This window comes from Mesorhizobium sp. L-8-3 (assembly GCF_016756615.1).
Lineage (GTDB): Bacteria > Pseudomonadota > Alphaproteobacteria > Rhizobiales > Rhizobiaceae.
Map to the genome: position 1 here is coordinate 4,869,810 of NZ_AP023262.1, position 24,100 is coordinate 4,893,909.

23 protein-coding genes, 1 tRNA gene and 1 pseudogene are annotated in these 24,100 nt (G+C 64.2%); 17 read left to right on the top strand and 8 right to left on the bottom strand.

Translation table 11 applies throughout. The features are described 5' to 3' along the window. Positions 1 to 38: 38 nt before the first annotated feature. The gene (gene tyrS / locus JN302_RS22540; RefSeq protein ID WP_202329244.1) at positions 39 to 1,292 is read right to left on the bottom strand and encodes a tyrosine--tRNA ligase; all 1,254 of its coding nucleotides are present in this window, start codon (positions 1,290 to 1,292) and stop codon (positions 39 to 41) included. A gap of 106 nt (positions 1,293 to 1,398) precedes the next feature. Here tyrS and JN302_RS22545 point away from each other — a divergent pair, with 106 nt between their 5' ends. Then, positions 1,399 to 2,517 (top strand): anhydro-N-acetylmuramic acid kinase, encoded by a 1,119-nt coding sequence (locus tag JN302_RS22545; RefSeq protein WP_202329245.1) that lies wholly within the window; start codon positions 1,399 to 1,401, stop codon positions 2,515 to 2,517. 617 nt (positions 2,518 to 3,134) lie between these two features. On the opposite strand, the pseudogene JN302_RS39810 reads toward JN302_RS22545, so the two are convergent. Further along, positions 3,135 to 3,314: pseudogene (locus JN302_RS39810) on the bottom strand (YegP family protein); the annotation flags it as partial. Positions 3,315 to 3,679: 365 nt separating this feature from the next. On the opposite strand from JN302_RS39810, the gene JN302_RS22555 reads away from it, so the two are divergent. Then, positions 3,680 to 5,035 carry an esterase-like activity of phytase family protein gene (locus JN302_RS22555; protein WP_202329247.1) on the top strand — a complete coding sequence of 452 codons (1,356 nt, stop codon included), beginning with the start codon at positions 3,680 to 3,682 and terminating at the stop codon, positions 5,033 to 5,035. 193 nt (positions 5,036 to 5,228) lie between these two features. Here JN302_RS22555 and JN302_RS22560 read toward each other — a convergent pair whose 3' ends face one another. Next, positions 5,229 to 5,903 (bottom strand): alpha/beta hydrolase, encoded by a 675-nt coding sequence (locus tag JN302_RS22560; protein WP_202305252.1) that lies wholly within the window; start codon positions 5,901 to 5,903, stop codon positions 5,229 to 5,231. Positions 5,904 to 6,131: 228 nt separating this feature from the next. Here JN302_RS22560 and JN302_RS22565 point away from each other — a divergent pair, with 228 nt between their 5' ends. The 7 genes from JN302_RS22565 (at position 6,132) to sufA (ending at position 13,359) form a co-directional block, all read left to right on the top strand. Continuing rightward, a complete protein-coding gene (locus JN302_RS22565; RefSeq protein WP_202329248.1) occupies positions 6,132 to 7,295 on the top strand; it encodes a cysteine desulfurase family protein in 1,164 nt (387 codons plus the stop codon). Positions 7,296 to 7,468: 173 nt separating this feature from the next. Next, entirely contained in the window at positions 7,469 to 8,986 is a 1,518-nt protein-coding gene (gene sufB / locus JN302_RS22570; protein WP_202329249.1) for a Fe-S cluster assembly protein SufB, read from the top strand. A 92-nt stretch (positions 8,987 to 9,078) separates the two neighbouring features. Further along, complete coding sequence (gene sufC / locus JN302_RS22575; RefSeq protein ID WP_202305258.1) at positions 9,079 to 9,834, top strand: Fe-S cluster assembly ATPase SufC; 756 nt, start codon at positions 9,079 to 9,081, stop codon at positions 9,832 to 9,834. Positions 9,835 to 9,844: 10 nt separating this feature from the next. After that, positions 9,845 to 11,113, top strand: a complete 1,269-nt coding sequence (gene sufD, locus JN302_RS22580) for a Fe-S cluster assembly protein SufD (protein WP_202329250.1) — start codon at positions 9,845 to 9,847, stop codon at positions 11,111 to 11,113. 4 nt (positions 11,114 to 11,117) lie between these two features. After that, positions 11,118 to 12,362 carry a cysteine desulfurase gene (locus tag JN302_RS22585; protein ID WP_202329251.1) on the top strand — a complete coding sequence of 415 codons (1,245 nt, stop codon included), beginning with the start codon at positions 11,118 to 11,120 and terminating at the stop codon, positions 12,360 to 12,362. 2 nt (positions 12,363 to 12,364) lie between these two features. Then, positions 12,365 to 12,757, top strand: coding sequence for an SUF system Fe-S cluster assembly protein (locus JN302_RS22590; protein ID WP_446720765.1), 393 nt, complete (start codon positions 12,365 to 12,367; stop codon positions 12,755 to 12,757). A gap of 212 nt (positions 12,758 to 12,969) precedes the next feature. Then, the gene (sufA, locus tag JN302_RS22595) at positions 12,970 to 13,359 is read left to right on the top strand and encodes a Fe-S cluster assembly scaffold SufA (protein ID WP_202305264.1); all 390 of its coding nucleotides are present in this window, start codon (positions 12,970 to 12,972) and stop codon (positions 13,357 to 13,359) included. Between the two features lie 7 nt (positions 13,360 to 13,366). On the opposite strand, the gene JN302_RS22600 is transcribed toward sufA, so the two are convergent. Beyond that, a complete protein-coding gene (locus tag JN302_RS22600) occupies positions 13,367 to 13,858 on the bottom strand; it encodes a GFA family protein (RefSeq protein ID WP_202305265.1) in 492 nt (163 codons plus the stop codon). Positions 13,859 to 14,038: 180 nt separating this feature from the next. On the opposite strand from JN302_RS22600, the gene JN302_RS22605 reads away from it, so the two are divergent. Continuing rightward, positions 14,039 to 14,362, top strand: coding sequence for a TfoX/Sxy family protein (locus JN302_RS22605; protein ID WP_202329252.1), 324 nt, complete (start codon positions 14,039 to 14,041; stop codon positions 14,360 to 14,362). A gap of 51 nt (positions 14,363 to 14,413) precedes the next feature. Here the strand turns inward: JN302_RS22605 and JN302_RS22610 are convergent, their stop codons facing one another. The 3 genes from JN302_RS22610 to JN302_RS22620 all read right to left on the bottom strand — a co-directional run bounded on the left by JN302_RS22610 (position 14,414) and on the right by JN302_RS22620 (position 17,293). Then, positions 14,414 to 15,919 carry a DEAD/DEAH box helicase gene (locus JN302_RS22610; RefSeq protein WP_202329253.1) on the bottom strand — a complete coding sequence of 502 codons (1,506 nt, stop codon included), beginning with the start codon at positions 15,917 to 15,919 and terminating at the stop codon, positions 14,414 to 14,416. Between the two features lie 206 nt (positions 15,920 to 16,125). Continuing rightward, positions 16,126 to 16,359 carry a hypothetical protein gene (locus JN302_RS22615; RefSeq protein WP_202329254.1) on the bottom strand — a complete coding sequence of 78 codons (234 nt, stop codon included), beginning with the start codon at positions 16,357 to 16,359 and terminating at the stop codon, positions 16,126 to 16,128. 160 nt (positions 16,360 to 16,519) lie between these two features. Continuing rightward, a complete protein-coding gene (locus tag JN302_RS22620; protein ID WP_202305269.1) occupies positions 16,520 to 17,293 on the bottom strand; it encodes an NAD kinase in 774 nt (257 codons plus the stop codon). Between the two features lie 138 nt (positions 17,294 to 17,431). Here JN302_RS22620 and JN302_RS22625 point away from each other — a divergent pair, with 138 nt between their 5' ends. Beyond that, a complete protein-coding gene (locus JN302_RS22625; RefSeq protein ID WP_202329255.1) occupies positions 17,432 to 17,836 on the top strand; it encodes a GFA family protein in 405 nt (134 codons plus the stop codon). A 61-nt stretch (positions 17,837 to 17,897) separates the two neighbouring features. Continuing rightward, a tRNA-Thr gene (locus JN302_RS22630) sits at positions 17,898 to 17,973 on the top strand. A gap of 366 nt (positions 17,974 to 18,339) precedes the next feature. On the opposite strand, the gene JN302_RS22635 is transcribed toward JN302_RS22630, so the two are convergent. Continuing rightward, a complete protein-coding gene (locus JN302_RS22635) occupies positions 18,340 to 19,080 on the bottom strand; it encodes an IclR family transcriptional regulator (protein ID WP_202305272.1) in 741 nt (246 codons plus the stop codon). A 165-nt stretch (positions 19,081 to 19,245) separates the two neighbouring features. On the opposite strand from JN302_RS22635, the gene JN302_RS22640 reads away from it, so the two are divergent. From JN302_RS22640 to JN302_RS22660, 5 genes are all read left to right on the top strand, one after another. Continuing rightward, entirely contained in the window at positions 19,246 to 20,001 is a 756-nt protein-coding gene (locus tag JN302_RS22640) for an ABC transporter ATP-binding protein (RefSeq protein WP_202305274.1), read from the top strand. 19 nt (positions 20,002 to 20,020) lie between these two features. Continuing rightward, entirely contained in the window at positions 20,021 to 20,737 is a 717-nt protein-coding gene (locus JN302_RS22645) for an ABC transporter ATP-binding protein (RefSeq protein ID WP_446720766.1), read from the top strand. Between the two features lie 47 nt (positions 20,738 to 20,784). Next, entirely contained in the window at positions 20,785 to 21,990 is a 1,206-nt protein-coding gene (locus JN302_RS22650; protein WP_202305278.1) for an ABC transporter substrate-binding protein, read from the top strand. Positions 21,991 to 22,099: 109 nt separating this feature from the next. Beyond that, complete coding sequence (locus JN302_RS22655) at positions 22,100 to 22,987, top strand: branched-chain amino acid ABC transporter permease (protein ID WP_202305280.1); 888 nt, start codon at positions 22,100 to 22,102, stop codon at positions 22,985 to 22,987. Between the two features lies 1 nt (position 22,988). After that, the gene (locus tag JN302_RS22660) at positions 22,989 to 23,972 is read left to right on the top strand and encodes a branched-chain amino acid ABC transporter permease (RefSeq protein ID WP_202305282.1); all 984 of its coding nucleotides are present in this window, start codon (positions 22,989 to 22,991) and stop codon (positions 23,970 to 23,972) included. Positions 23,973 to 24,100: the final 128 nt, after the last annotated feature.

The window sequence follows — 24,100 nt, forward strand, 5'->3', positions numbered from 1 at the left end:
ATCCGAGGCGTTGGAGCGATAGCCTCCAGCGTCCGCTATCAGACCGGACGGACGAGGACGTGTTTCTTCTTGCCGAGCGACAGCTTGACGACACCTTCCGGGGTGAGGTCGGCTGACGTGACCATGCGGCGGTCGTCGGAAACCGGCTGGTCGTTGAGACGCACGCCGCCGCCCTGGATCTGGCGCCGGGCCTCGCCGTTGGATCCGGCCAGCCCGGCGGTCACGAAAAGCGACAGGATTCCCGCACCGGCTTCGAGCGAGGCCGCTGGCACCTCGACCGTCGGCAGGCTCTCGGCAAGAGCCCCTTCCTCGAAGGTCTTGCGCGCCGTCTCCGCAGCCTGCTCCGCGGCCTGCCGTCCATGCAGCAAGGCGGTGATCTCGGTGGCGAGCGTCTTCTTCGCCTCGTTGATCTCGGCGCCGCCGAGGGCCTGCAGCCTGGCGATCTCGTCCATCGGCAATGTGGTGTAGAGCTTGAGGAAACGGCCGACATCGGCGTCCTCGGTGTTGCGCCAGTACTGCCAGAACTCGTAAGGGCTCAGCATTTCAGGATCGAGCCAGACCGCGCCGGACGCGGTCTTGCCCATCTTCGCGCCGGACGAGGTGGTGAGCAGCGGCGAGGTCAGTGCGAAGAGTTGCGGCGTCCCCATGCGATGGCCGAGATCAAGGCCGTTGACGATGTTGCCCCACTGGTCGGAGCCGCCCATCTGCAGCCGGCAGCCATGGCGCTTGTTGAGCTCGACGAAGTCGTAGGCCTGCAAGATCATGTAGTTGAATTCGAGGAAAGAGAGCGACTGCTCCCTGTCAAGTCGCAGCTTGACGGAATCGAAGGACAACATCCGGTTGACGGAGAAGTGACGGCCCACATCGCGCAGGAAGTTGACGTAGTTGATCGACATCAGCCAGTCGGCATTGTTGACCATCAGAGCGTCGCGCGGCCCATCGCCGAAGGCAAGGTAGGGTTCGAAGTTGCGCCGGATGCCTGCCAGGTTGGCGTCGATGTCGGCCGGCGTGAGCAGCCGGCGCGCCTCGTCCTTGAAGGACGGGTCGCCGATCATCGAGGTACCGCCGCCCATGAGCGCGATCGGGCGATGCCCGGTCTTCTGCATCCAGTGCAGCATCATGATCTGGATCAGGGAGCCGGCATGGAGGCTCCTGGCCGTCGCGTCGAAGCCGATATAGGCAGTCACGGTCTCCTTGGCGAAAAGGTCGTCGAGGCCGGTCTCATCCGAAATCTGGTGGATGAAGCCGCGCTCCGAAAGCGTGCGCAGGAAGTCGGACTTGAAGGCGGACATGGTTCGGTCTCTCGGCGGATGATCGTCTGCTGCGCCGCTCGCATGGCATAACGGCTGGCGCGCCTTTAGCATCCGCAGCCAAGGAATCACAAGGACGGCGGGCGAAATGGCTGAATTCTGCGCGATCGGACTGATGAGCGGCACATCGATGGACGGTATCGATCTTGCGATGCTGCGGACCGATGGAGATCACAAGGTCGAACGCGGCCCCGCCATGTTCGTGCCCTATGAGGCGGGATTTCGTTGTCGGATAGAAGAGTCGCTCGACGAGGCTCGGGCAATCGTCCGCCGCGAAGACCGGCCGGGCGGTCTGGCTGCGCTCGAGAAGGAGATCACGCTGAGGCACGCGGAGGCGATCGAAGCGTTCCTTCGAAACGGGGCGTCAGGCTGGGGGCGGCCAGACATCATCGGTTTCCACGGCCAGACGGTTCTTCACCGCCCGCAGATGGGCGTCACCGTCCAACTCGGCGACGGCGAACTGCTGGCGAAGAAGACGGGCTTGCCCGTCGTCTACGACATGCGGGCGAACGACATGGAGTTGGGCGGGCAGGGCGCGCCGCTTGTGCCGGCTTATCACGCAGCCGTTGCCCGGGCGCTGCCCGCGCCATTCTCCTCCCGCTCTCCGGTCGTCTTCGTCAATATCGGAGGCATCTCCAACGTGACCTATGTGGGCCGCCGCGGTGACCCCATCGCCTTCGACAGCGGGCCGGGCAATGCGCTGATCGACCAATGGGTGGCACGTGAAGGGGGGGTGCCATTCGACGCCGACGGCGTGATCGCCAGCGAGGGCGACACCGTTGCGGCGGTCATCGAGCGCTATCTCGGCAACCCGTTCTTCGAAAGAGCGGGGCCGAAATCCCTTGACCGCAACGACTTCACGCTCGACGAAGCCGAGGGGCTGGAACTGGCGGACGGAGCAAGGACGCTCGCCGCGCTGTCGGCCGAAGCTATCCTCAAATCGGCGGAGCACATGCCGGAAGCGCCCAAGCTCTGGATCGTCTGCGGCGGCGGACGCAAGAACCCGCACATCATGGCCGACCTTGGAAACAAGGCGAAACATGCCGAGGTCATCCTCGCCGAGGATGCCGGCCTGAACGGCGATTCGATGGAGGCGGAAGCCTGGGCCTATCTGGCGGTCCGGTCGACGAAGGGGCTGCCGCTCACCTTCCCCACGACGACCGGATGCCGCGAGCCCGCGCCGGGGGGCGTGACGGCAAAGCCGTAGCCGGAAGTCGCGGCACCTGGTTGATACGAGCGGGCACGGACGCTGACGTATCCATGCGACGTGGATGCCCGCGCAACCGAATGGTCGCAGTCGACGGCGGTGCCTGTCCGGCTCGCATGGCTTTCGCGCCAGGCGTGTGCCACGCGTTCACGCGCTCCACCGGTCGAGCCTGTCGACCGACGGCAAATCCTCACCCGAAAGCCGAAGTGGTCTTCGGCAGCGCATGCTCCCGCGAACACAAGACACCTGCTCTGCCCACGATAGGCATCCGGCAATCCAGAGGCGAGGGTGCTGCCAGCCGTACTCCGGCCCACGGCTCTGACGACCTGCCACATTCCCAGGAAGCGATGATGATCTTCGGGAACGGCGTCGCGAAGGAGCCGGAGTACTTCGGAGATATTGCTCAGTCGGCCTGGTTACTTCGCTGCCTTCTTCGCCTTGGGCGCGGCAGCCGGTTTGGCAGCCGCCTTGGGATTGGGCGCCGCGGCCTTGGCCGTCTTGGCCGCCGGTGCCGCCTTGGCTGCGGCAGCCTTGGCGACCGGCTTGGCCTTTGCCGCCGCCTTTGCCGCGGGCTTCTTGCCCGCCGCCTTGGCGGCCTTGGCCGGCGCGGCCTTCGGGGCGACGCTTAGGTCCTTCACTTCCGCCTCGGCCGCGTTCTTCTTGATGGAGTCGATCGACTTCATCGCCGACGCCTTCGTCTTGTAGCCTTCGGACGCAAACATGGGCTCCCCATTCCCTGCACGGAAACGGAAGCGGAACTCACCCTTCTTATCCTTGTAGACCTCGAAGCTGTGCATGAACTGTCCCCTTAAGCATTCGGGTGATTCTAGGCAAACGAAGGGTGACATGAAGCGACAACTATGTCGACCAATGAACTTCGCCCCTTCAACCGCGGATTATCACCCAGTTGCGACCGGCCCGGTGGTCGTTTCCGGAAGCATCGACAGTTTCGCCGACATTTGTTTTCAGCCCCTTGCAGTATCTCCTTTCGCTCCCCATCGGCGACGCGGCGGGGCAACAGCAAATGCGACACGACCCATGCGCCGACATCTGCACCCGGGGCTCGTGTTCCCCATCATCAAAGTTTCATCGAAGCGTCACCCGGCAGACATCGAGCCACCATAGCTAGCGGCCGTTCGATCCCTCTTGAAACGGGTTTCCAATGCGACGCTCTCTTCTCTCGGCGGCTGCCGTCATCGCTCTGACGACTGCCGCAACGGCCGACGACCAGCAGTTCAACGCCAAGCTGGTCGGCCACGCCATCCTGCCGGCGAACACGATCATCAAGGCGCCGGAGAACGCACCCGGACATCTGCAGGCCTCCGGCAAGTTCACTACGCCGGATCGTCGCCGCGCCGAGGGCCTCGGCACCGTTCCGGGCAAGGACGGCGTGCGCCCGACCGGGCTTTCGCTGCCCTTCGACGGACAGCCGGTGCAGGGCTTCTCCGGTATCAAGTCCAACGGTGACGGGACCTTCTGGTCGCTCTCAGACAACGGCTTCGGCAGCAAGATGAACTCGTCCGACGCCGCGCTGATGCTGCATCTGTTGAAATTCGACTGGAACGCCGGCTCGGTCGAACGCGTCAGGACCGTGTTCCTCACCGATCCCGAGAAGAAGGCGCCATTCCCGATCGTGCTGGAAGGCAGCGAGAACCGCTTCCTCACCGGCGCCGATTTCGACGTCGAATCCATCCAGCCGGTGGCCGACGGTTTCTGGGTCGGCGAGGAATTCGGTCCGTATCTCCTGAAGTTCGACACCGACGGCAAGCTGACCGATGTCTTCGAGACCGTCGTCGACGGCGAGCCGGTTCGTTCACCCGACCATCCGGCGCTGACGCTGCCGGCCAATCCGACCGCCAAGATTCCGGCCTTCAACCTGAAGCGCTCGGGCGGTTACGAGGGGCTCGCAATGTCGAAGGACGGCAGCAAACTCTACGGGCTGCTGGAAGGTCCGCGCTATATGGCGGACGGCGCCGTCGAACAGGTGGACGGCAAGACCGCGCTGTGCATCGTCGAGTTCGACGTGGCCGGCAAGGCCTGGACCGGGCGCAGTTGGCTCTATCCGCTGGCCGACGGCGGCGAGGCGATCGGCGACTTCAACATGATCGACGCCACCACCGCCCTGGTGATCGAGCGCGACAACGGTGCAGGGGTGGCCGGCAAGGCTTGCGCCGACGCCGCCAATCCGAAGCCGGACTGCTTCGCCAGGGGATCCAAGGTGAAGCGGATCTACAAGATCGAGATGACCGAGGAGAATGCCGGCAAGGCAGTGCGCAAGATCGGCCATATCGATCTGCTCGCGATCGCCGATCCCGATGGCAAGAAGCGCCAGGGCGGCGGCGACGGCTTCTATGACATGCCCTTCGTGACCATCGAGAATGTCGACGTGGTCGACGACAGCCACATCGTCGTGGGCAACGACAACAACCTGCCGTTCTCGGCCGGCCGTGCCATCGACAAGGCCGACGACAACGAATTCGTGCTGCTCGAAGTAGCCGACTTCCTCAAGGCCAAATAAGGTACGAGCCTCTGTCGGGAAGCGCCTTCGGCGCCGCCCGATCCGGTCACCGGCCCGTCGCGACGACGGGCCGGAAGCGTTTCCGGCCCGGGTGACCTCCGGTGTTTCGCCCTGAGCCGACGGCGGAAGGCTGCGGATGAAGGACGTCCAGCCATGCCTCGACGATACGAGCAGGCTGCTACATTGCCGGGTTCTATCTCAGGCGCTTCGGCCGCGGATCCGCCAGTTCGCCGGCGAGACGGCGATCCAGATAGTCCGCGCATTCCTCGATCAGAAGTTCGCTGTGGTTGGCGAAGAAGTGATTGGCGCCGGGAAGCGTCTTCTGCGTTATGGTGATGCCCTTCTGCGTATGCAGCTTGTCGACCAGTCCCTGCACGTCCTTGGGCGGCGCCACCTTGTCGCTGTCGCCATGGATGATCAGGCCGGATGAAGGGCAGGGCGCCAGGAACGAGAAGTCGTAGGTGTTGGGCTGCGGCGCGATCGAGATGAAGCCCTCGATCTCGGGGCGGCGCATCAGGAGTTGCATGCCGATCCAGGCGCCGAAGGAGTAGCCCGCGACCCAGCAGCTCTTGGAATCAGGATGCAGCGACTGGACCCAGTCCAGCGCGGCGGCGGCATCCGACAATTCGCCGGTGCCATGGTCGAACTCGCCCTGGCTGCGGCCGATGCCGCGGAAATTGAAGCGCAGCGTGGTGAAGTCGCGCTTCTGGAACATGTAGAAGAGGTCGTAGACGATCTTGTTGTTCATCGTCCCGCCGAATTGCGGGTGAGGGTGAAGGATGATAGCGATCGGCGCGCTCTTTTCCTTGGAAGGCTGGTAGCGGCCTTCAAGACGGCCTGCCGGACCTGCGAAAATGACCTCGGGCATGGGTACTCCACTTGGGCGGAACGCTGCGCGGGATCACCCGAGAACATCTCTCGGTGCGGCCTTGACGAGACGCAGACGGCTCCATAGAAGCTAGTTTAGAATTGTTCAAAACTGGGGGATGGAAGCCATCCCTACGAAGCGGGTAAATAGGACGGCTGACCTTGGAATATCAAGGAAATAACGCTTTCCGGCCCGCGCAGGCGAGTTGACAGGGCAAAAAGACGGAAAATGGCTGCGGAACGCGCCTATCTCGACCACAATGCCAGCGCGCCGCTTTGCGGCGCCGCGAAGGCTGCCGTGGTCGAGGCGCTCGCCATAGCGGCCAATCCGTCGTCGGTGCATAGCGAGGGCAGGGCGGCGCGGCGGATCGTCGAGGATGCGCGGCGCGATGTCGCGGCCGTGGTCGCGGCCAGGCCCGAGCATGTGGTGTTCACGTCAGGGGCCACCGAGGCGGCCTCGACGCTGCTGACATCAGACTGGCAGATGGGGCGTGGCGCCGTGCGCCTGTCGCGGCTTTATGTTTCGGCCGCCGATCATCCCTGCATCCTTTGCGGCGGCCGCTTCGCCGCGGATCAGGTCGAGACGATCGGCGTCGACGGGGATGGCGTGGTCGATTTTGCCGCGCTCGAAGCGGCCCTCGCGCGCCATGACCGCACCGCCGGCCTGCCGCTGGTGGCAATCCACGCCGCGAACAACGAGACCGGGGTGATCCAGCCCTTCCGCCGCATCGCGGAAATGACGAAGGCGGCAGGCGGCGTGTCGGTGATCGACGCGGTTCAGGCTGTCGGGCGAATTCCTCTCGATATCGCAGAGACTTGCGTGGATTATCTCATCTTGTCCTCGCACAAGATCGGCGGCCCCAAGGGCGCGGGCGCGATCGTCGCTGCCTCCGACCTGATGATGCCGAAGCCGCTGGTCGTCGGCGGAGGGCAGGAGAAGGGGCACAGGGCCGGAACGGAAAACCTGCCCGCGATCGCCGGCTTCGGCGCGGCCGCCCGCGAAGCGCTGGCGGGGCTGCCGCGCATGGACGAGGTGCGGGCCCTTCGCGACGCGATCGAGGCATTGCTGGCGGAAGGCGATGCCGGCATCGAGATATTCGGCCGCGGCGCGGAGCGCCTGCCCAATACGAGCTTCTTCGCGGTTCCCGGGCTGAAGGCCGAGACCGCGCAGATCGCCTTCGACCTTGCTGGCGTGGCGCTGTCGGCCGGCTCGGCCTGCTCCTCCGGCAAGGTGGGGCCCAGCCATGTGCTGAGGGCCATGGGGCGAGGCGACAATGCGGGTGCGCTCAGGGTGTCGATCGGGCTCTCGACGACGGAGGAGGACGTCGCGCTTTTCGGAACCGCGCTGGCCGCGATCCTGGCGCGGCGCGCGGAGAGGGTCAGGGCAGCCTGACGGCCAGGAGGACTTCCGGTCGTCGACCGGACATTTCGACGCTTTGCGGGCCGCAGCGGCGGTTTGCGGGTGAATTCCCGTCCGCAAGGCACTATATGCGAACTACGCCGCCCCTGCGGTGCCATAGTTTGAAAACGGCCGGGCCTTGACCCCGGCATGGATGGAGAACGCTGATGCCTGCTGTGCAGGAGACGATCGAGCAGGTCCGCAAGATCGATGTGGACCAGTACAAATATGGATTCGAGTCTCAGATCGAGATGGAAAAGGCCCCCAAGGGGCTCAGCGAAGACATCATCCGCTTCATTTCCGCCAAGAAGAACGAGCCGGACTGGATGCTCGAATGGCGCCTTGGCGCATATCGCCGCTGGCTGACGCTCGATGAGCCGACCTGGGCACGCGTCGAATATCCCAGGATCGATTTCCAGGACATCTACTACTACGCCGCGCCGAAGAACCAGAGCGGCCCGCGCTCGCTCGACGAGGTCGATCCGGAGATCCTCAAGGTCTATGAGAAGCTCGGCATCCCGCTGAAGGAGCAGGAGATCCTGGCCGGCGTCCAGAAGCCGGCGGCCGACGAGTTCGAGGAGGCCAACGACAATGTCTACAAGTCGGGCCGCGTCGCGGTGGACGCCGTGCTCGATTCGATCTCGGTCGTGACCACCTTCAAGGAGGAACTGGCCAAGGCGGGCGTCATCTTCTGCTCGATCTCCGAGGCGATCCGCGAGCATCCGGAACTGGTGAGGAAGTATCTCGGCTCCGTCGTGCCGACCACCGACAACTTCTATGCGACGCTGAATTCGGCCGTCTTCACCGACGGCTCCTTCGTCTTCGTGCCGAAGGGGGTGCGCTGCCCGATGGAGCTCTCCACCTATTTCCGCATCAACGAGCGCAACACCGGCCAGTTCGAGCGCACGCTGATCATCGCGGAGGAAGGTGCCTACGTCTCCTATCTGGAAGGGTGCACTGCGCCGCAGCGCGACGAGAACCAGCTTCACGCGGCCGTGGTCGAACTGATCGCGCTCGACGACGCCGAGATCAAATATTCGACCGTGCAGAACTGGTATCCGGGCGACGCGCAGGGCAAGGGCGGCGTGTACAATTTCGTCACCAAGCGCGGCGACTGCAGGGGCAGGAATTCCAAGATCTCGTGGACGCAGGTCGAGACCGGTTCGGCCATCACCTGGAAATATCCGAGCTGCATCCTGCGCGGCGACAATTCCCGCGGCGAGTTCTATTCGATCGCCGTGTCCAACGGCTACCAGCAGGTGGACAGCGGCACCAAGATGATCCATCTCGGCAAGAACACGTCGAGCCGCATCATCTCCAAGGGCATCGCCGCCGGCTTCTCGCAGAACACCTATCGCGGGCAGGTCTCGGCGCACCGCAAGGCAGAAAACGCCCGCAACTTCACCAACTGCGATTCGCTGCTGATCGGCGACCAGTGCGGCGCGCATACCGTGCCCTACATGGAAGCCAAGAACTCGACCGCCAAGTTCGAGCACGAGGCGACGACGTCGAAGATCTCCGAGGATCAGAAGTTCTACGTCATGCAACGCGGCATCCCCGAGGAAGAGGCGATCGCGCTGATCGTCAACGGCTTCGTCAAGGAAGTCATCCAGGAACTGCCCATGGAGTTCGCCGTCGAGGCGCAGAAACTCATCGGTATCAGCCTGGAAGGAAGCGTCGGCTAGGCGCTTCCCGACCCGACGACAGCCCGGCGATCAGCCGGCGACATCGACATGCAGGCGCGGCAGCGCGCCGGAACGAACAGACGGAAAACATCATGCTTGAGATCAAGAACCTTCATGCCCGCATCGTCGAGGATGGAACCGAGATCATCCGCGGGCTGAACCTCACGGTGAAGGACGGCGAGGTGGCCGCCATCATGGGCCCGAACGGATCGGGCAAGTCGACGCTGTCCTACATCCTCGCCGGGCGGGAGGATTACGAGGTGACGGAAGGCGACATTCTCTACGACGGCCAGTCGATCCTGGAGATGGATCCGGCCGAGCGCGCCGCGGCGGGCATCTTCCTCGCCTTCCAGTATCCGATGGAGATACCCGGCGTCGCGACCATGGAGTTCCTGAAGGTGGCGCTCAACTCGCTGCGCAAGGCCCGCGGCGAGGAACCGCTGAAGGTGCCTGAGCTCCTGAAGAAGGTGAAGGAGGCTGCCGGCTCGCTCGACATGGACGTGGCCATGCTGAAGCGGCCGCTCAATGTCGGCTTCTCGGGCGGCGAGAAGAAACGCGCCGAGATCCTGCAGATGAAGCTGCTGGAGCCGCAGCTCTGCGTGCTCGACGAGACGGATTCCGGCCTCGACATCGACGCGCTGAAGGTCGTGGCGGATGGCGTCAACTCGCTGCGCTCGCCCGACCGCTCGATCGTGGTCATCACCCACTATCAGCGCCTGCTCGAACACATCGTGCCCGACACGGTCCACGTGCTTTATCGCGGGCAGGTCATCAAGTCGGGCGACAAGTCGCTGGCGCTCGAACTCGAGGCGAACGGCTATGCCGGCATCATCGGCGAGGCGGCCTAGGGTGACGATCATGAACATGCATACCCAACCCCAGCGCACGGCCGCCGAGGCGGCGCTCGTCAGCGCCTTCGACGAGCGGCTGTCGCTGCTGCCCGGCGACGGCGCCGTCATGGTGAAGCGCGACGCCGCGATCGAGGCGGTCAAGGCCGGCCTGCCGACGCGACGCGTCGAATCCTGGCACTACACCGATTTCCGCCGGATGCTGACGACCGTGCCCGCGCACGACCTCACGGCCAAGCCGACGGCCCCGGCTCCGGTGCTCGAAGGCTCGACGGTCCTTGCGGTGCTCAACGGCGTCGCCGCTGCGAAGACGCCTGACATCGAAGGGGTGACCGTCACCCGTCTCGAGGACAAGCTGACAGACGGCAGTTTCGCGCCGGCTCTGGAGCTCAGCGGAAGCGACGATGCGATCGGTGCGGTGAACGCCGCCTTTGTCGCCGACGGCTATTTCGTCGACATTGCCGCCGGCGCCGCGCTCGAGAAACCGCTGGAGCTGCAGAACGTCCAGGCCGGCGGGCAGACCCATGTGCGCCTGCCGGTGCGGGTCGGCGCCGGCGCCAGGGCGACAATCGTCGAGCGCCAGACCGGCACGGGCGAGGCCTTCGTCTCCTCCGTCGGCCATCTGCTGGTCGGCGACGATGCCGAGGTGCTCTATCTGATCGTGCAGGACCAGCCTGATGGCGCGACGCATCTCGGCCAGTTCAATGCCGAGATCGGCAAGAATGCAAAGCTCACCCTGTTCGTGATGAATGCCGGCGGCAAGCTGGTGCGCCAGGAGATCCGCGTCACGGCAGCGGGCGAGGGCGGGGTGTTCACGCTGCGCGGCATCAACCTTCTGGCTGGAGACACCCACACCGACGTGACCATGGTGCTCGACCATGCGGTTCCGCATACGGCGTCGACCGAGGTGATCCGCAATGTCGTCACGGGCAAGGCGCGCGGCGTGTTCCAGGGGCGCATCAACGTCTTCCAGCATGCGCAGAAGACCGACGCAAGGATGGCATGCAACACGCTGCTGCTCTCCGACGACGGCGAGTTCTCCACCAAGCCGGAGCTCGAGATCTTCGCCGACGACGTCGCCTGCGGCCACGGTGCGACCGTCACCGAGATCGACCACAACCATCTCTTCTACCTGATGGCGCGCGGCATCGACGAGAAGACGGCACGGGGGCTGCTGGTCCGGGCATTCCTCGCGGAGGTCATCGAGGGGCTCGAAGAGGAAGAGGTCGTGGATGCGCTCGAAGAGCGGCTCGGCGACTGGTTTGCGACACACGGGTGATGCCATGAATGCGCCTGGCAAGGCTGCGGAGTTCTACGACGTCGAAGCGATCCGCCGCGACTTTCCGATCCTGTCGCGCGAGGTCTACGGCAAGCCGCTCGTCTATCTGGACAGCGGCGCCTCAGCGCAGAAGCCGCAGGCCGTGCTCGACGCGATCAGCCATGCCTACGGCCAGGAATATGCGAACGTCCATCGCGGGCTGCATTTCCTGTCCAATGCGGCGACCGACGCCTATGAAAAGGCGCGCGAGACGGTGCGGCGCTTTCTCAACGCCGGAAGCACCGAGGAGATCGTCTTCACGTCGAACACCACCTCGGCGATCAACGCCGTCGCCTATGGCTGGGGCATGCCACGCCTTGGCGAGGGCGACGAGATCGTCATCTCGATCATGGAGCATCACTCCAACATCGTGCCTTGGCATTTCATCCGCGAGCGCCAGGGCGCCAAGCTGGTGTGGGTGCCGGTCGACGATCTCGGCGCCTTCCATATCGAGGAATTCGAGAAACGGCTGACGCCGAAGACCAGGCTGGTCGCCATAACCCACATGTCGAACGCATTGGGCACGGTGACGCCGATCAAGGAGATCTGCCGAATCGCGCATGAGCGCGGCATCCCGGTGCTGGTCGACGGCAGCCAGAGCGCCGTCCACATGCCGATCGACGTGCAGGATCTGGGCTGCGACTTCTTCGTCTTCACCGGCCACAAGGTCTACGGTCCGTCGGGCATCGGGGTGCTCTACGGCCGCCGCGACATGCTGGAAGCCATGCGCCCATTCCACGGCGGCGGCGAGATGATCCTGGAGGTGACCGAGGACAACGTCACCTACAACGATCCGCCGCATCGCTTCGAGGCCGGCACGCCGCCGATCGTCCAGGCGATCGGGCTCGGAGCCGCGCTCGACTATATGGAGACGGTCGGCCGCGAGCGCATCGCCGCGCACGAGGCGGACCTGAAGAACTATGCGCATGAGCGGCTGCGCGCGATCAATTCGCTGCGCATCTTCGGCGACGCGCCCGGCAAGGGCGCCATCGTCTCCTTCGAATTGCAGGGCATCCATGCCCATGACGTGTCGATGGTGATCGACCGGGCCGGCGTGGCCGTGCGCGCCGGCACCCATTGCGCCCAGCCGCTGTTGAAACGCTTCGGCGTCACCTCCACATGCAGGGCATCGTTCGGCATGTACAATACCAGGGCCGAAATCGACATCCTGGCCGAAGCGCTTGAGAAGGCGCGGAAATTCTTCGGGTGAGCATGATGGAAGACGCTGCTACAGAGACCACGGCGACCGAGGCTCCAGCCAAGGGCGTATTCTCGGCATCGGCCATTCCCGCCGACGAACTGGCGCGGCTGACCGACGATATCGTCTCGGCGCTGAAGACGGTCTACGATCCCGAGATCCCGGCCGACATCTACGAGCTCGGCCTCGTCTACAAGGTCGACATCGAGGATGACCGCACGGTCAGGATCGACATGACGCTGACGGCGCCCGGCTGCCCCGTGGCGGGCGAGATGCCTGGCTGGGTGCAGAATGCAGTGAGCGCCGTGGAAGGCGTGTCCGACGTCGAGGTCAATATGGTGTTCGACCCGCCCTGGACGCCGGATCGCATGTCGGAAGAGGCGCAGGTCGCCGTCGGATGGTATTGAGAGTATCGACGGGCGGGTTGCATAGCGCCCGAATCTTCACCATCTTATGGCTGCGGGCCTCAATCGCCGGCGCGGTCGATCCGGATCGCGTGGCTTTTCGGGCGAAGGGGCGCGGCGCGCAGTCGTGCGCTCCGACAGTCGATATTGACCGTCGGTATTTTGGGTGAGACTGTTTCGGCGGGCCTTGAACCCGCGCGAGCGTGGAGAATGAGATGGGACGTTTCGCCGTCATGAGCCTGACCGAAAGGGCTGCGGACCGGGTGCGCGAGATCGTGGCGGACCGCGACAACGCGCACGGCATCCGCGTCGGGGTCAAGAAGGGCGGCTGCGCCGGCATGGAATACACGATCGATCTCGTGACCGAGCCGAACCCGAAGGACGACCATATCGAGCGAGACGGCGTCCATGTCTATGTGGCGCCGGAGGCCGCACTTTTCCTGCTCGGCACCGAGATGGATTTCGAGACGACCACGCTGCGCACCGGCTTCACTTTCCGCAACCCGAACCAGAGCTCCGCTTGCGGCTGCGGCGAATCGGTCGAGCTGAAGCCGGCGGACCTCAAGGCCCTCGCCGAGGCGCGGGCCGCTGCGACCGCCGCCTGAAGCGACCTCAGTCCACCCATAGTCCGCGCTGCCGGTGCCAATCGGCGATCGATTCCTCGGGATAGAGCTCGAAGGTCCGGTCGCCGTCGGCGATATCGGGCTCGACCCAGGACGCCTTGTACTTCAGCATAAGATGGACGCGTTCGGGCGCTTTCGGCAATTCGCTGTCGATCGCCGACGCGAACGGATGCACCAGCTCCGGCCACGTCGGATCGTAGAGCCAGAGTGCGGCCCCGCATTTCCGGCAGAAGTTGCGCTCGCCGGTCGAGACCTCGCAATGCGGCCGCTCATCGTCCTCGATCCGCGCCCGATACACGCCGAGGTGACGCTCTCCCTCGATCTTCAGCGTATCGGCATCGGCGCCGAGATTGATCGCGAATCCGCCGCCGCCCTGCTGCTTCCGGCAGATCGAGCAGTAGCAGAGCTGGTAGGGGACTGGGGTGTGGCTCTCCACGGAGAAGCGGACCGCCCCGCAGTGGCAGGATCCATTCAGCAGCATCGGCGCTTTCCTCCAATGATGGCGCGATGCACACTGCCACGTCTGAGTGTGGCGCGTCCATTTCGGGCACGCAGCGGGTGCTCATCTTGTCGACGTTTCGTGCTTTCCAAAATCGTTCCGATTTTGGAAAGATGCGCCGGCCAGGACAATCACCCCAGGACAATCACCGGATGAACCCCGATGGACAATGACGCTTTGCTCGATCTCTTTTCCGGCCTGGGGCCGATCCAGATCAGGAGAATGTTCGGAGGCAAGGGCATCTACCACAACGGCGTGATCATCGCTGTCGAGATCCGCGGCGAGCTGCGCCTGAAGGCGGATGGCGAAACCGAGCCGGATTTCATCGCAGCGGGCTGCACCCAGTGGACCTATACCGGCTCGCGGCACGGCAAGCTGGTCGCCATGCCTTATTGGAGCGTGCCCGACAGCGCGATGGATGATCCCGACGAGATGAAACCCTGGGCGCGCAAGGCCTATGAGGCCGGGGTGAGGGCCGGGAAATAGAGGTGCGCTGGCGCTTGCCTCGGAGCGTCGTGCAGGAATCGGCCGTGGCGGCTAAACCTTGGCCGCAACCTTCATGAAAGCCGGCACGTCGTCGCCGAAGCCGACGACCGTGTTGACGTCGTCATCGTCCCGGTGGCGGCGCGCACGATCGTCTCGACGATGTTCCGGCTTGCCCTTGCGGTCGGCATTGTCGGCGCGAATCGCGTCCTTGCGGACGCGGCGCTCCTCGACCGCTTCATGCGGCACCACATCGGGCTGCTCGGCGGCGGAGCCGGCATGGGCACGCTTTTCGCCACGCGGTTTGCGCTCGACCTCGTCCTTGCGGCCACTGCGGCGCGATGCGCCTCGGCCCCGGCGCGGGCCGTCGTCGTCGCTCTCGCTCACCACCAGGGTCGACAGATCGCCGTCGAGCCAGTCGATGTTCTTGCCGATCAGCCGTTCGATGGCGTCCAGATATTTGACGTCGGAGCGCGTGGCGATGGTGAACGACTTGCCGGAGCGCCCGGCGCGGCCGGTGCGGCCGATACGGTGGACATAGTCCTCGGCATGGATCGGCACGTCGAAATTGAAGACGTGGCTGACATCTGGAATGTCGAGTCCGCGCGCGGCGACATCGGAAGCGACGAGCAGCTTCAGCTTGCCGTCGCGAAAATTCGAAAGCATCGTCATGCGCGCGCGTTGATCCATGTCGCCATGCAGCGCGCCGGCATCGAAGTCGTACTTCACCAGCGACCGGAAGAGTTCGGAGACCTCGACCTTGCGGTTGCAGAAGATGATTGCGTTCTTGAGCCCGTCTTCCTCGGCGCGGATCAGGTTGCGCAGAACCTCGCGCTTGTCCCAGGGCTTGGGGCCCGATTTCACGAGGTGCTGGGTGATGTTGGTGGCGGTGGTCGCGGCTTTCGCCACTTCGACGCGGACCGGCGCGTGCAGAAACTGTTCGGTGAGCTTGGTGATCTCGGGCGGCATGGTCGCCGAGAAGAACAGCGTCTGGCGGGTGAAGGGGATGAGCTTGCAGATGCGCTCGATGTCGGGGATGAATCCCATATCAAGCATGCGGTCCGCCTCGTCGATGACAAGGATCTCGACCCCGGTGAGCAGCAGCTTGCCGCGCTCGAAATGGTCGAGCAGGCGGCCGGGCGTCGCGATCAGCACATCGGCGCCGCGCTCGAGCTTGCGGTCCTGTTCGTCGAAGGAAACGCCGCCGATCAGCAGCGCCATGTTGAGACGATGGTTCTTGCCGTATTTGACGAAGTTCTCCTCGACCTGCGCGGCGAGTTCGCGCGTCGGCTCGAGGATCAGCGTACGCGGCATGCGCGCCCTTGCCCGGCCCTTTTCGAGGCGGGTCAGCATCGGCAGCACGAAGGACGCCGTCTTGCCCGTGCCGGTCTGGGCGATGCCCAGAACATCCTTGCCCTGCAGGGCATGCGGGATGGCGCCAGCCTGGATCGGCGTCGGCTGCTGGTAGCCTGCGTCGGTGACGGCGGAAAGCACCTTCGGCGAAAGGCCGAGGCTTGCAAAGGTCAACGCTTCTTGCGCGGTCTGATCGTCTGAGGACAAGTGTCTGGTATCTTTGGCTGGTTGGGAGGGCCCGCCGGGGCCGTCTCCGCAAACGCTGCGCGTCTGCCTGTTGCGCAACGCGATACGGAGAAGTTAGCGATTTGTCAACACAACCTGAAGCAGGTGCGTCATCGGCGACCGCTTATACTTAATCCCGGCTTGCGGATTTTCAATGACGCACGCTGCGCCCCGGGTGCGGCGAAAGGTCATGCCAGGATGCGGGCGTTGAACCACAAGGACAGCGGGAGGTGTGCCCACCGGTCCAGGCGGTCTTCTTTCACTGGATCGGGAATGGGCTCGCGCAATGCCGTGATCGCAAACCCGGCCGCCTCCAGCGCCGCCTGCAGGGGTTGAGACCACCAGGCAAACTGCATGGCCAGGCCGCCATGTTCGTCCGCACCTTCGAAAGGTTCGCAGCCGAAATAGGTGCCGTCGAGCATGAACGGGCGTCCGGTTCAGGCCCGGCGAAACGGCCACGATCGTCAAAGGGAGACCAGCGAAAACCATGAGCGTGCCGTCCGGCTTCATCACACGGCGGATCCCATCGTCACGCGGACACGCTCGTCTCGTCGACGAAGCACGGATCGGTCGAAGCTGGCGTCAGTAGCGGAACTGCTCGGCGAGGATACGCTCGCTCCAGGAATGTCCGGCGTCGAAAAGCAGTGTCGCCGTGGCGTCGCGCGCTTCCGTCACCGTCACTTCGACGACGGATTTCACTTCGGTGTGGTCGGCAACCGCGTTCACCGGGCGCTTCTCCCCTTCCAGAATGTCGAAGCGAACGGTCGCCTTGTTCGGGAGCAGCGCGCCCCGCCAGCGGCGTGGCCGGAACGGGCTGACCGCGGTCAGCGCCAGCAGCGGCGCGTCGAGCGGCAGGATGGGGCCGTGCGCGGAGAGGTTATAGGCGGTGGACCCGGCTGGTGTCGCCACCATCACGCCGTCGCAGATCAGTTCCTCGAGCCGCACCTTGCCGTCGATCGCGATACGGACCTTCGCGGCCTGGTAGGATTGGCGGAAGAGCGACACCTCGTTGATGGCGAGTGCGGTGGCGGTGCGGCCGGCGGCATCCACCGTCTGCATCTCCAGCGGCCGGATGGTTTCGGCCACGGCCGCAGCGATACGCTCGCAGAGGCCATCTTCGCTGAATTCGTTCATCAGGAAGCCGATGGTCCCGCGATTCATGCCATAGACCTTCTTGCCCGAGCCCATGGTCTCACGCAGCGTCTGCAGCAGGAAGCCGTCGCCGCCGAGCGCGACGATCGTCTCGGCATCCTCCACACTCGCCTGGCCGTAGCGGCCGGCGAGCCGCTCGGCCGCCTCGTGTGCGTCGGGGGCATCGGAAGAGACGAAGGCGAAAATCGGCGCGGCTTTGTGCATCGTTCCTCCCGGGCCCGGCGTGATCGGGCGTCTGCCGGGTAGCATGCGGGCGCTGTTCGTGCAAAGGCCGCGCTCTCGAAGAAACCGGATTGCGCTGCGGCCGTACGGGTCTAAAGTCGACCCCATGAGGTGAATATCATGAAGATCGACGGTTCCTGCCATTGCGGCCGCATAAGCTACGAGGCCGAGATCGACCCTGACAAGGTGTCCATCTGCCACTGCACGGATTGCCAGCAGCTCTCCGGCACGGCTTTCCGGGTAAACGTGCCGGCGCCGGAAGCCGATTTCCACCTGAAATCCGGCACGCCGAAGATCTATGTGAAGACCGCCGAAAGCGGCAGGAAGCGGGCGCAGGCCTTCTGCGGCGAGTGCGGCTCGGCGATCTACGCGACATCGGTGGGCGAGGGGCCGAAGATACTCGGGCTTCGCACCGGCACGATGCGCCAGCGTGCCGAACTCGTGCCGAAGCGCCAGATCTGGTGCCGCTCGGCCGTGGGGTGGCTGGCAGATATCCCTTCCATCGAGGCGATCGAACGCGACTGAGCGGCGCGCGCCGCACAATTGACTTTACTGGCGCGACGGATGTGCTAACCGGTGCGCCGATGCCCTTGTAGCTCAGTTGGTAGAGCACCTGATTTGTAATCAGGGGGTCGGCGGTTCGAGTCCGTCCGGGGGCACCATTTCTTGATCTCACGCGAGTTCGCTGCGCTCACCGCTCCGATGGGGCGGCCTGGCCGGCCGACGGGCGGTCGCCCTTGCGAACCCTCCGGGTTCGATCCTTCGCCCCGCACCATTTCTTGATCTCACGCGAGTTCGCTACGCTCACCGTTCCGATGGGGCGGCCTGGCCGGCCGACGGGCGGTCGCCCTTGCGAACCCTCCGGGTTTGATCCTTCGCCCCGCACCATTTCTTGATCTCACGCGAGTTCGCTTCGCTCACCGCTCCGATGGGGCGGCCTGGCCGGCGGGCGGGCGGTCGCCCTTGCGAACCCTCCGGGTTCGATCCCGCTCGGATATGGCGCACCGGAATTTCCAGAAGAACACGCGTCAGCTTCTGATCAGATTCTCGACCCGTTCGGCAGCCGCCAGCAGATGCCCTACCAATGTGTCGAGATTGCCTTGCATACGGTAGAGCGGACCTGCCAGTGCAAGGCCGAAGCGGCGGTCGCCGCTGCGGATCGGAACGCCCAGGCCCATGACGTCCGGTGTCGATTCCGACCGGTCCTCGCACCAGCCGCGCTCGATGGACCGGTCCAGATCTTCGGCGAGCTCTCCGGCGTTCATCTTGGTCGCAGGCTGGATGGGCGCATAGCTTAACGATCGCAGGATGTCTTCGCGTTCTTTCGTGTCGTAAGCCGTCAGGATGGCCTTGCCGCTCGACGTCGTGTGGATGGCGCGCCGCTCTCCGACCTTGGCGAAGTAGCGGATCGGGGCGGTCGACTCCACGACATCGACATACACGACGTCGAGTTGATCGCGCACCGACAATACAGCCGTCTCGCCGGTGACGGCGGCCAGAGCCGCAAGTTCGCCGTGGACGCGCTGGACCAACGGGTCGCCCTCCATCATCGAACGCGACAGGTCGAGCAGCCGTGCCGTCGGATAGTAGCCGCCCCTCGGCTTCGTTTCGTACAGGAAGCCCCTGGCCACCAGGGTCTCGATCACATTGAACGTGCTCGACTTGGGAATTCCCAGGGCCTTGGACAGGGCCGTCAGCGTGAGAGACGTCTTTTCTCGCGCGTAGACCTCGAACAGATCCAGCACCTTGTCGATTTGCCTTACCCTCAAAGGCATTCCTCCCAGGCTTGTGTATATCTTCCAAGCTTGGGTAGTTCATAACCGTGAACTAAAATGCTTGCCAGTGAATTAGTTTGACTCGCTCACTTCCGGCCGCTACTCTTTCCGGCAATTGGACGCCAAGATCCGGCAGCGCAGGGCAAATGGGAGGATGCCATGGGTGAGGACATCATCCTGTCGGCTAACGGCCTGTCGAAGGAATTCAAGGGTTTCCTTGCCGTAGACGGCGTCAACCTGAAGGTTCGGCGCGGCACGATCCACGCCCTCATCGGTCCCAACGGCGCCGGCAAGACTACCTGCTTCAATCTGCTGACCAAGTTTCTGAGCCCGACCCGAGGAACCATCGTCTATAAGGGGCAGGACATAACCGCGCGCAAGCCGGCGGACATCGCGCGTCTCGGCCTGATCCGCTCCTTCCAGATATCGGCCGTGTTCCCGCATATGAGCGTGCTGGAAAACGTCCGGATAGCATTGCAGCGATCGAGAAACGATTCCTTTCATTTCTGGCGATCGGAGCGGGCGCTGAACGGTATGAACGGCCGGGCCCGTGAACTGGTCGATGCCGTGGGCCTTGCCGAATTCGAGGATATCGCGGCCGGCGAATTGTCCTACGGTCGCAAGCGCGCGCTCGAAATTGCCACCACGCTGGCGCTCGACCCCGAAATGATGCTGCTCGATGAGCCCATGGCCGGCATGACCGCCGAGGACGTCGACCGCATCAGTCAACTCATCCGCAGGGTCTCGAAGGACCGCACAGTCCTGATGGTGGAGCACAATCTTTCTGTCGTCTCGACCCTGTCCGACTACATCACGGTGCTCGCCCGCGGCAAGGTGCTCGCCGAAGGCGACTATCCCACGGTATCGAAGGATCCGCGCGTGCTCGAAGCCTATATCGGAGTCGGACATGCTTGATCCCGCGACGGATCGGCCGATGCCCGGCGCGGAGGCCTCGACATTGCTCACGGTCCGCGACCTGCATGCCTGGTATGGCGAATCGCATGTGCTGCACGGCATGAGTTTCGATGTCCGCCCCGGCGAGGTGGTCACGCTGCTCGGCCGCAACGGCGCCGGCAAGACGACGACGCTCAAGGCGATCATGGGCGTCATCGACAAGAAAAAGGGTTCGGTCCGCTTCCGCAATGAGGAATTGATCGGCGTCGGTTCCCGGCATATCGCGAAGAAAGGCATTGCGTGGTGCCCGGAGGAGCGTGGCATCTTCTCGAGCCTGGATGTGGAGGAGAACCTGTTGCTGCCGCCGGTGGTCGCGCCCGGCGGTTTCACGCTGGAGCAGATCTTCGAGCTTTTCCCCAATCTGAAGGAGCGGTTGCACAGCCAGGGCACCAAGCTTTCCGGGGGCGAGCAGCAGATGCTGGCCATCGGCCGGATCTTGCGGACCGGCGCGCGCCTTCTGCTGCTCGACGAGCCTACCGAAGGACTTGCCCCGGTCATCGTGCAGCAGATCGGCCTCATGATCCGGAAGCTCAAGTCGATGGGCTTCACCATCGTTCTGGTGGAGCAGAACTTCCACGCCGCCGCCACGGTCGCCGACCGTCACTACGTCGTCGAGCAGGGGCGCGTCGTGGACGAGATCGCCAACGCGGATCTCGATGCAAGCATGGACAAGCTTCATCGCTATCTCGGCGTCTGACGATTTCGACCCGCACAATTCGACCAACACACAGGGAGTGAGAGTCAATGAAGGTGCAGAAACTTGTCCTGGCGGTGGCGACAGCCGCGTTGATGACAGGCAGCGCGCTGGCGCAAGACCAGATCAGCGTCAAGCTCGGCGTGCTGAACGACCGTTCCGGCCTCTATGCCGACCTGGCAGGCGAAGGCTCGGTGGTCGCCGCGAAAATGGCGGCCGAGGACTTCAAGGCGGCCGAAAAGGGCATCGCCGTCGAGGTGGTTTCCGCCGATCACCAGAACAAGCCCGATATTGGTTCGAGCATCGTCCGGCAATGGTACGACCAGGACGGCGTGGACGTCGTCCTCGACGTGCCGACCTCGTCGGTGGCGCTCGCCGTCAGCGAGATCACCAAGGAAAAGAACAAGATCATGCTGAACTCCGGAGCCGGCTCGTCCGACCTCACCGGCAAGGCATGCTCGCCCAACACCGTCCACTGGACCTACGACACCTGGGCACTCGCCAATGGTACCGGGAGCGCGATGGTCAAGGCGGGTGGAGACACATGGTTCTTCCTGACCGCCGACTATGCCTTCGGTCATGCCCTTGAGCGCGACACCTCCGCCGTCGTCGAAAAGGCAGGCGGCAAGGTGCTCGGCGCGGTCCGCCATCCTTTCCCGGGCCAGGACTTCTCGTCTTTCCTGCTGCAGGCCCAGGGATCGGGCGCCAAGGTCATCGGCCTGGCCAATGCCGGCGCCGATACGACCAACGCCATCAAGCAGGCGGCCGAGTTCGGCATCGTGCAGGGCGGCCAGAAACTCGCCGGCCTGCTGACCTTCGCGACCGACGTCAAGGGTCTCGGCCTCGCCACGGCCCAGGGGCTGGTGATGACCGAAGCCTTCTACTGGGACCAGAACGACGGCACGCGTGACTTCTCCAAGCGCTTCGCCGAGAGGCATGGCGGCGCCATGCCGACCATGGTTCACGCCGGCGTCTACGCCTCGGTGCTCCATTATCTGAAGGCGGTCGAAGCGACCAAGAGCAAGGACACAGCTGCCGTCATGGCCAAGATGAAGGAGACCCCGTCGGAGGATCCGCTGTTCGGCAAGGGACAGATCCGTGCCGACGGCCGTCACGTGCACGACATGTACCTGTTCGAGGTCAAGAAGCCCGAAGAATCGAAGGGCGACTGGGATCTCTACAAGACCGTCGCCACCATTCCTGCAGCGGAAGCCTTCCGTCCGCTCGCCGACGGCGGCTGCAGTCTGGTGAAGTAAGACGCCAGGCGCGCCGGGAAGCACGCGCTCCCCGGCGCCCCGGTGTGGCAGGGCGCGTTCCAGCAGGAGCGCCCCTGTGCCGATCTGAGGTCTCCCGGAGCAAGGTCCGATGGCGGAAATATTCGGTATCCCGATGGCAGCGCTCTACGGCCAGTTGCTCCTCGGTTTCATCAACGGTGCGTTCTACGCGACGCTCAGCCTTGGGCTGGCGGTTATCTTCGGTCTTCTCAACATCATCAACTTCACCCACGGCGCGCAATACATGATGGGCGCGTTCGTCGGCTGGATGCTGCTCACCTATCTCGGCATAGGCTACTGGCCGGCGCTGATCCTTTCACCGCTGATCGTCGGCGCCGTCGGCATCGTGCTGGAGCGAACGATGATCTCGCGCCTGCACAAGCTCGATCATCTTTACGGACTGCTGCTGACCTTCGGGCTGGCGCTGATCATCGAGGGACTGTTCCGCAACGCATATGGTGTGTCGGGCATGGCCTATTCCCTCCCTCCGCAGCTTTCCGGCGGCGTCAATCTAGGCTTCATGTTCTTGCCGCTCTATCGCGGCTGGGTGGTCGTCGCCTCGCTCACCGTCTGCCTTGCCACCTGGTTCGTCATCGAAAAGACCAGGCTCGGCGCCTATCTTCGCGCCGCCACCGAGAACCCGACCCTGGTGCAGGCATTCGGTATCAATGTGCCGCTGCTCGTCACGCTCACCTATGGTTTCGGCGTCGCGCTCGCGGGTTTCGCCGGCGTGCTGGCCGCTCCCATCTACGCTGTCAATCCGATGATGGGCTCCAACCTCATAATCGTCGTGTTTGCCGTGGTCGTCATCGGCGGCATGGGGTCGATCCTCGGCGCCATCGTCACCGGCTTCGCGCTCGGCCTGATCGAGGGCCTGACCAAGGTGTTCTATCCGGAAGCGGCCTCGACGGTCATCTTCATCATCATGGCCATCGTGCTTCTCGTTAAGCCGGCCGGCCTGTTCGGTCGGGAGGCGTGAGATGAGCGTCGAAGCTGAACCGGTCGGCGTCGGGGCCGCCCTTGCCGATCATGCCGGCGACAGCAAGCGTCACCACAAGGCGATCTTTATCGGACTGGCTGTCCTTCTCGTGATCGCTCCGCTGGTGCTTTATCCGTTCTTCCTGATGAAGCTCCTGTGCTTCGCTCTGTTTGCGTCGGCGTTCAACCTGCTGCTGGGTTACGGCGGATTGCTCTCCTTCGGCCATGCCGCCTATTTCGGCATGGCGAGCTATGTGTCGGCGCACGCGGCCAAGGTCTGGGGGCTTCCGCCCGAACTGGCCATCGTCTCGGGCGTTGCCGCTGCCGCCGTGCTCGGCGCGCTCTTCGGATCGCTCGCCATTCGCCGGCAGGGCATCTATTTCGCGATGGTCACCCTGGCGTTTGCTCAGATGGTCTATTTCTTCGCGCTGCAGGCGCCGTTCACCGGCGGGGAAGATGGTATCCAGGCCGTGCCCCGAGGCCATCTGTTCGGCATTCTCGACCTCTCCGACGCGACGACGCTCTATTATGTCGTCGCGGCCATTTTCATGTTCGGCGTGCTCCTGATCTATCGCATCATCCACTCACCCTTCGGCCAGGTATTGAAGGCGATCCGGGACAACGAGCCGAGGGCGATCTCGCTCGGCTACCGCGCCAATCACTACAAGCTCGCCGTATTCGTGCTTTCGGCCACGCTCGCCGGGCTGGCGGGCGCTACAAAGGCAATAGTGGTGCAGCTCGCGTCGCTGACCGACGTTTACTGGGGCATGTCGGGGGAGGTCGTGCTGATGACGCTGCTGGGCGGCATGGGCACGGTGTTCGGGCCGATGCTGGGCGCTGCAATCGTCATCACCATGCAGAACTATTTTGCCAATCTCGGAGCATGGGTCACCGTGATGCAGGGTGTGATTTTCGTCCTCGGTGTGCTGCTGTTTCGCGAGGGTATTGTCGGCGTCCTTTCGAAGTGGCTGAAAAAGTCCCTTTGACCCGCAGGGCCTACCGGCGCACGGTGCCCTGGCGACGCAGGAGGTGAACGGCGAAAGCCGCGCGGCCGCGCCAGCCGTGACGGCTGAAACTCGATCGGAACGCTGCGTACTCTTGGACGGGGAGGGCT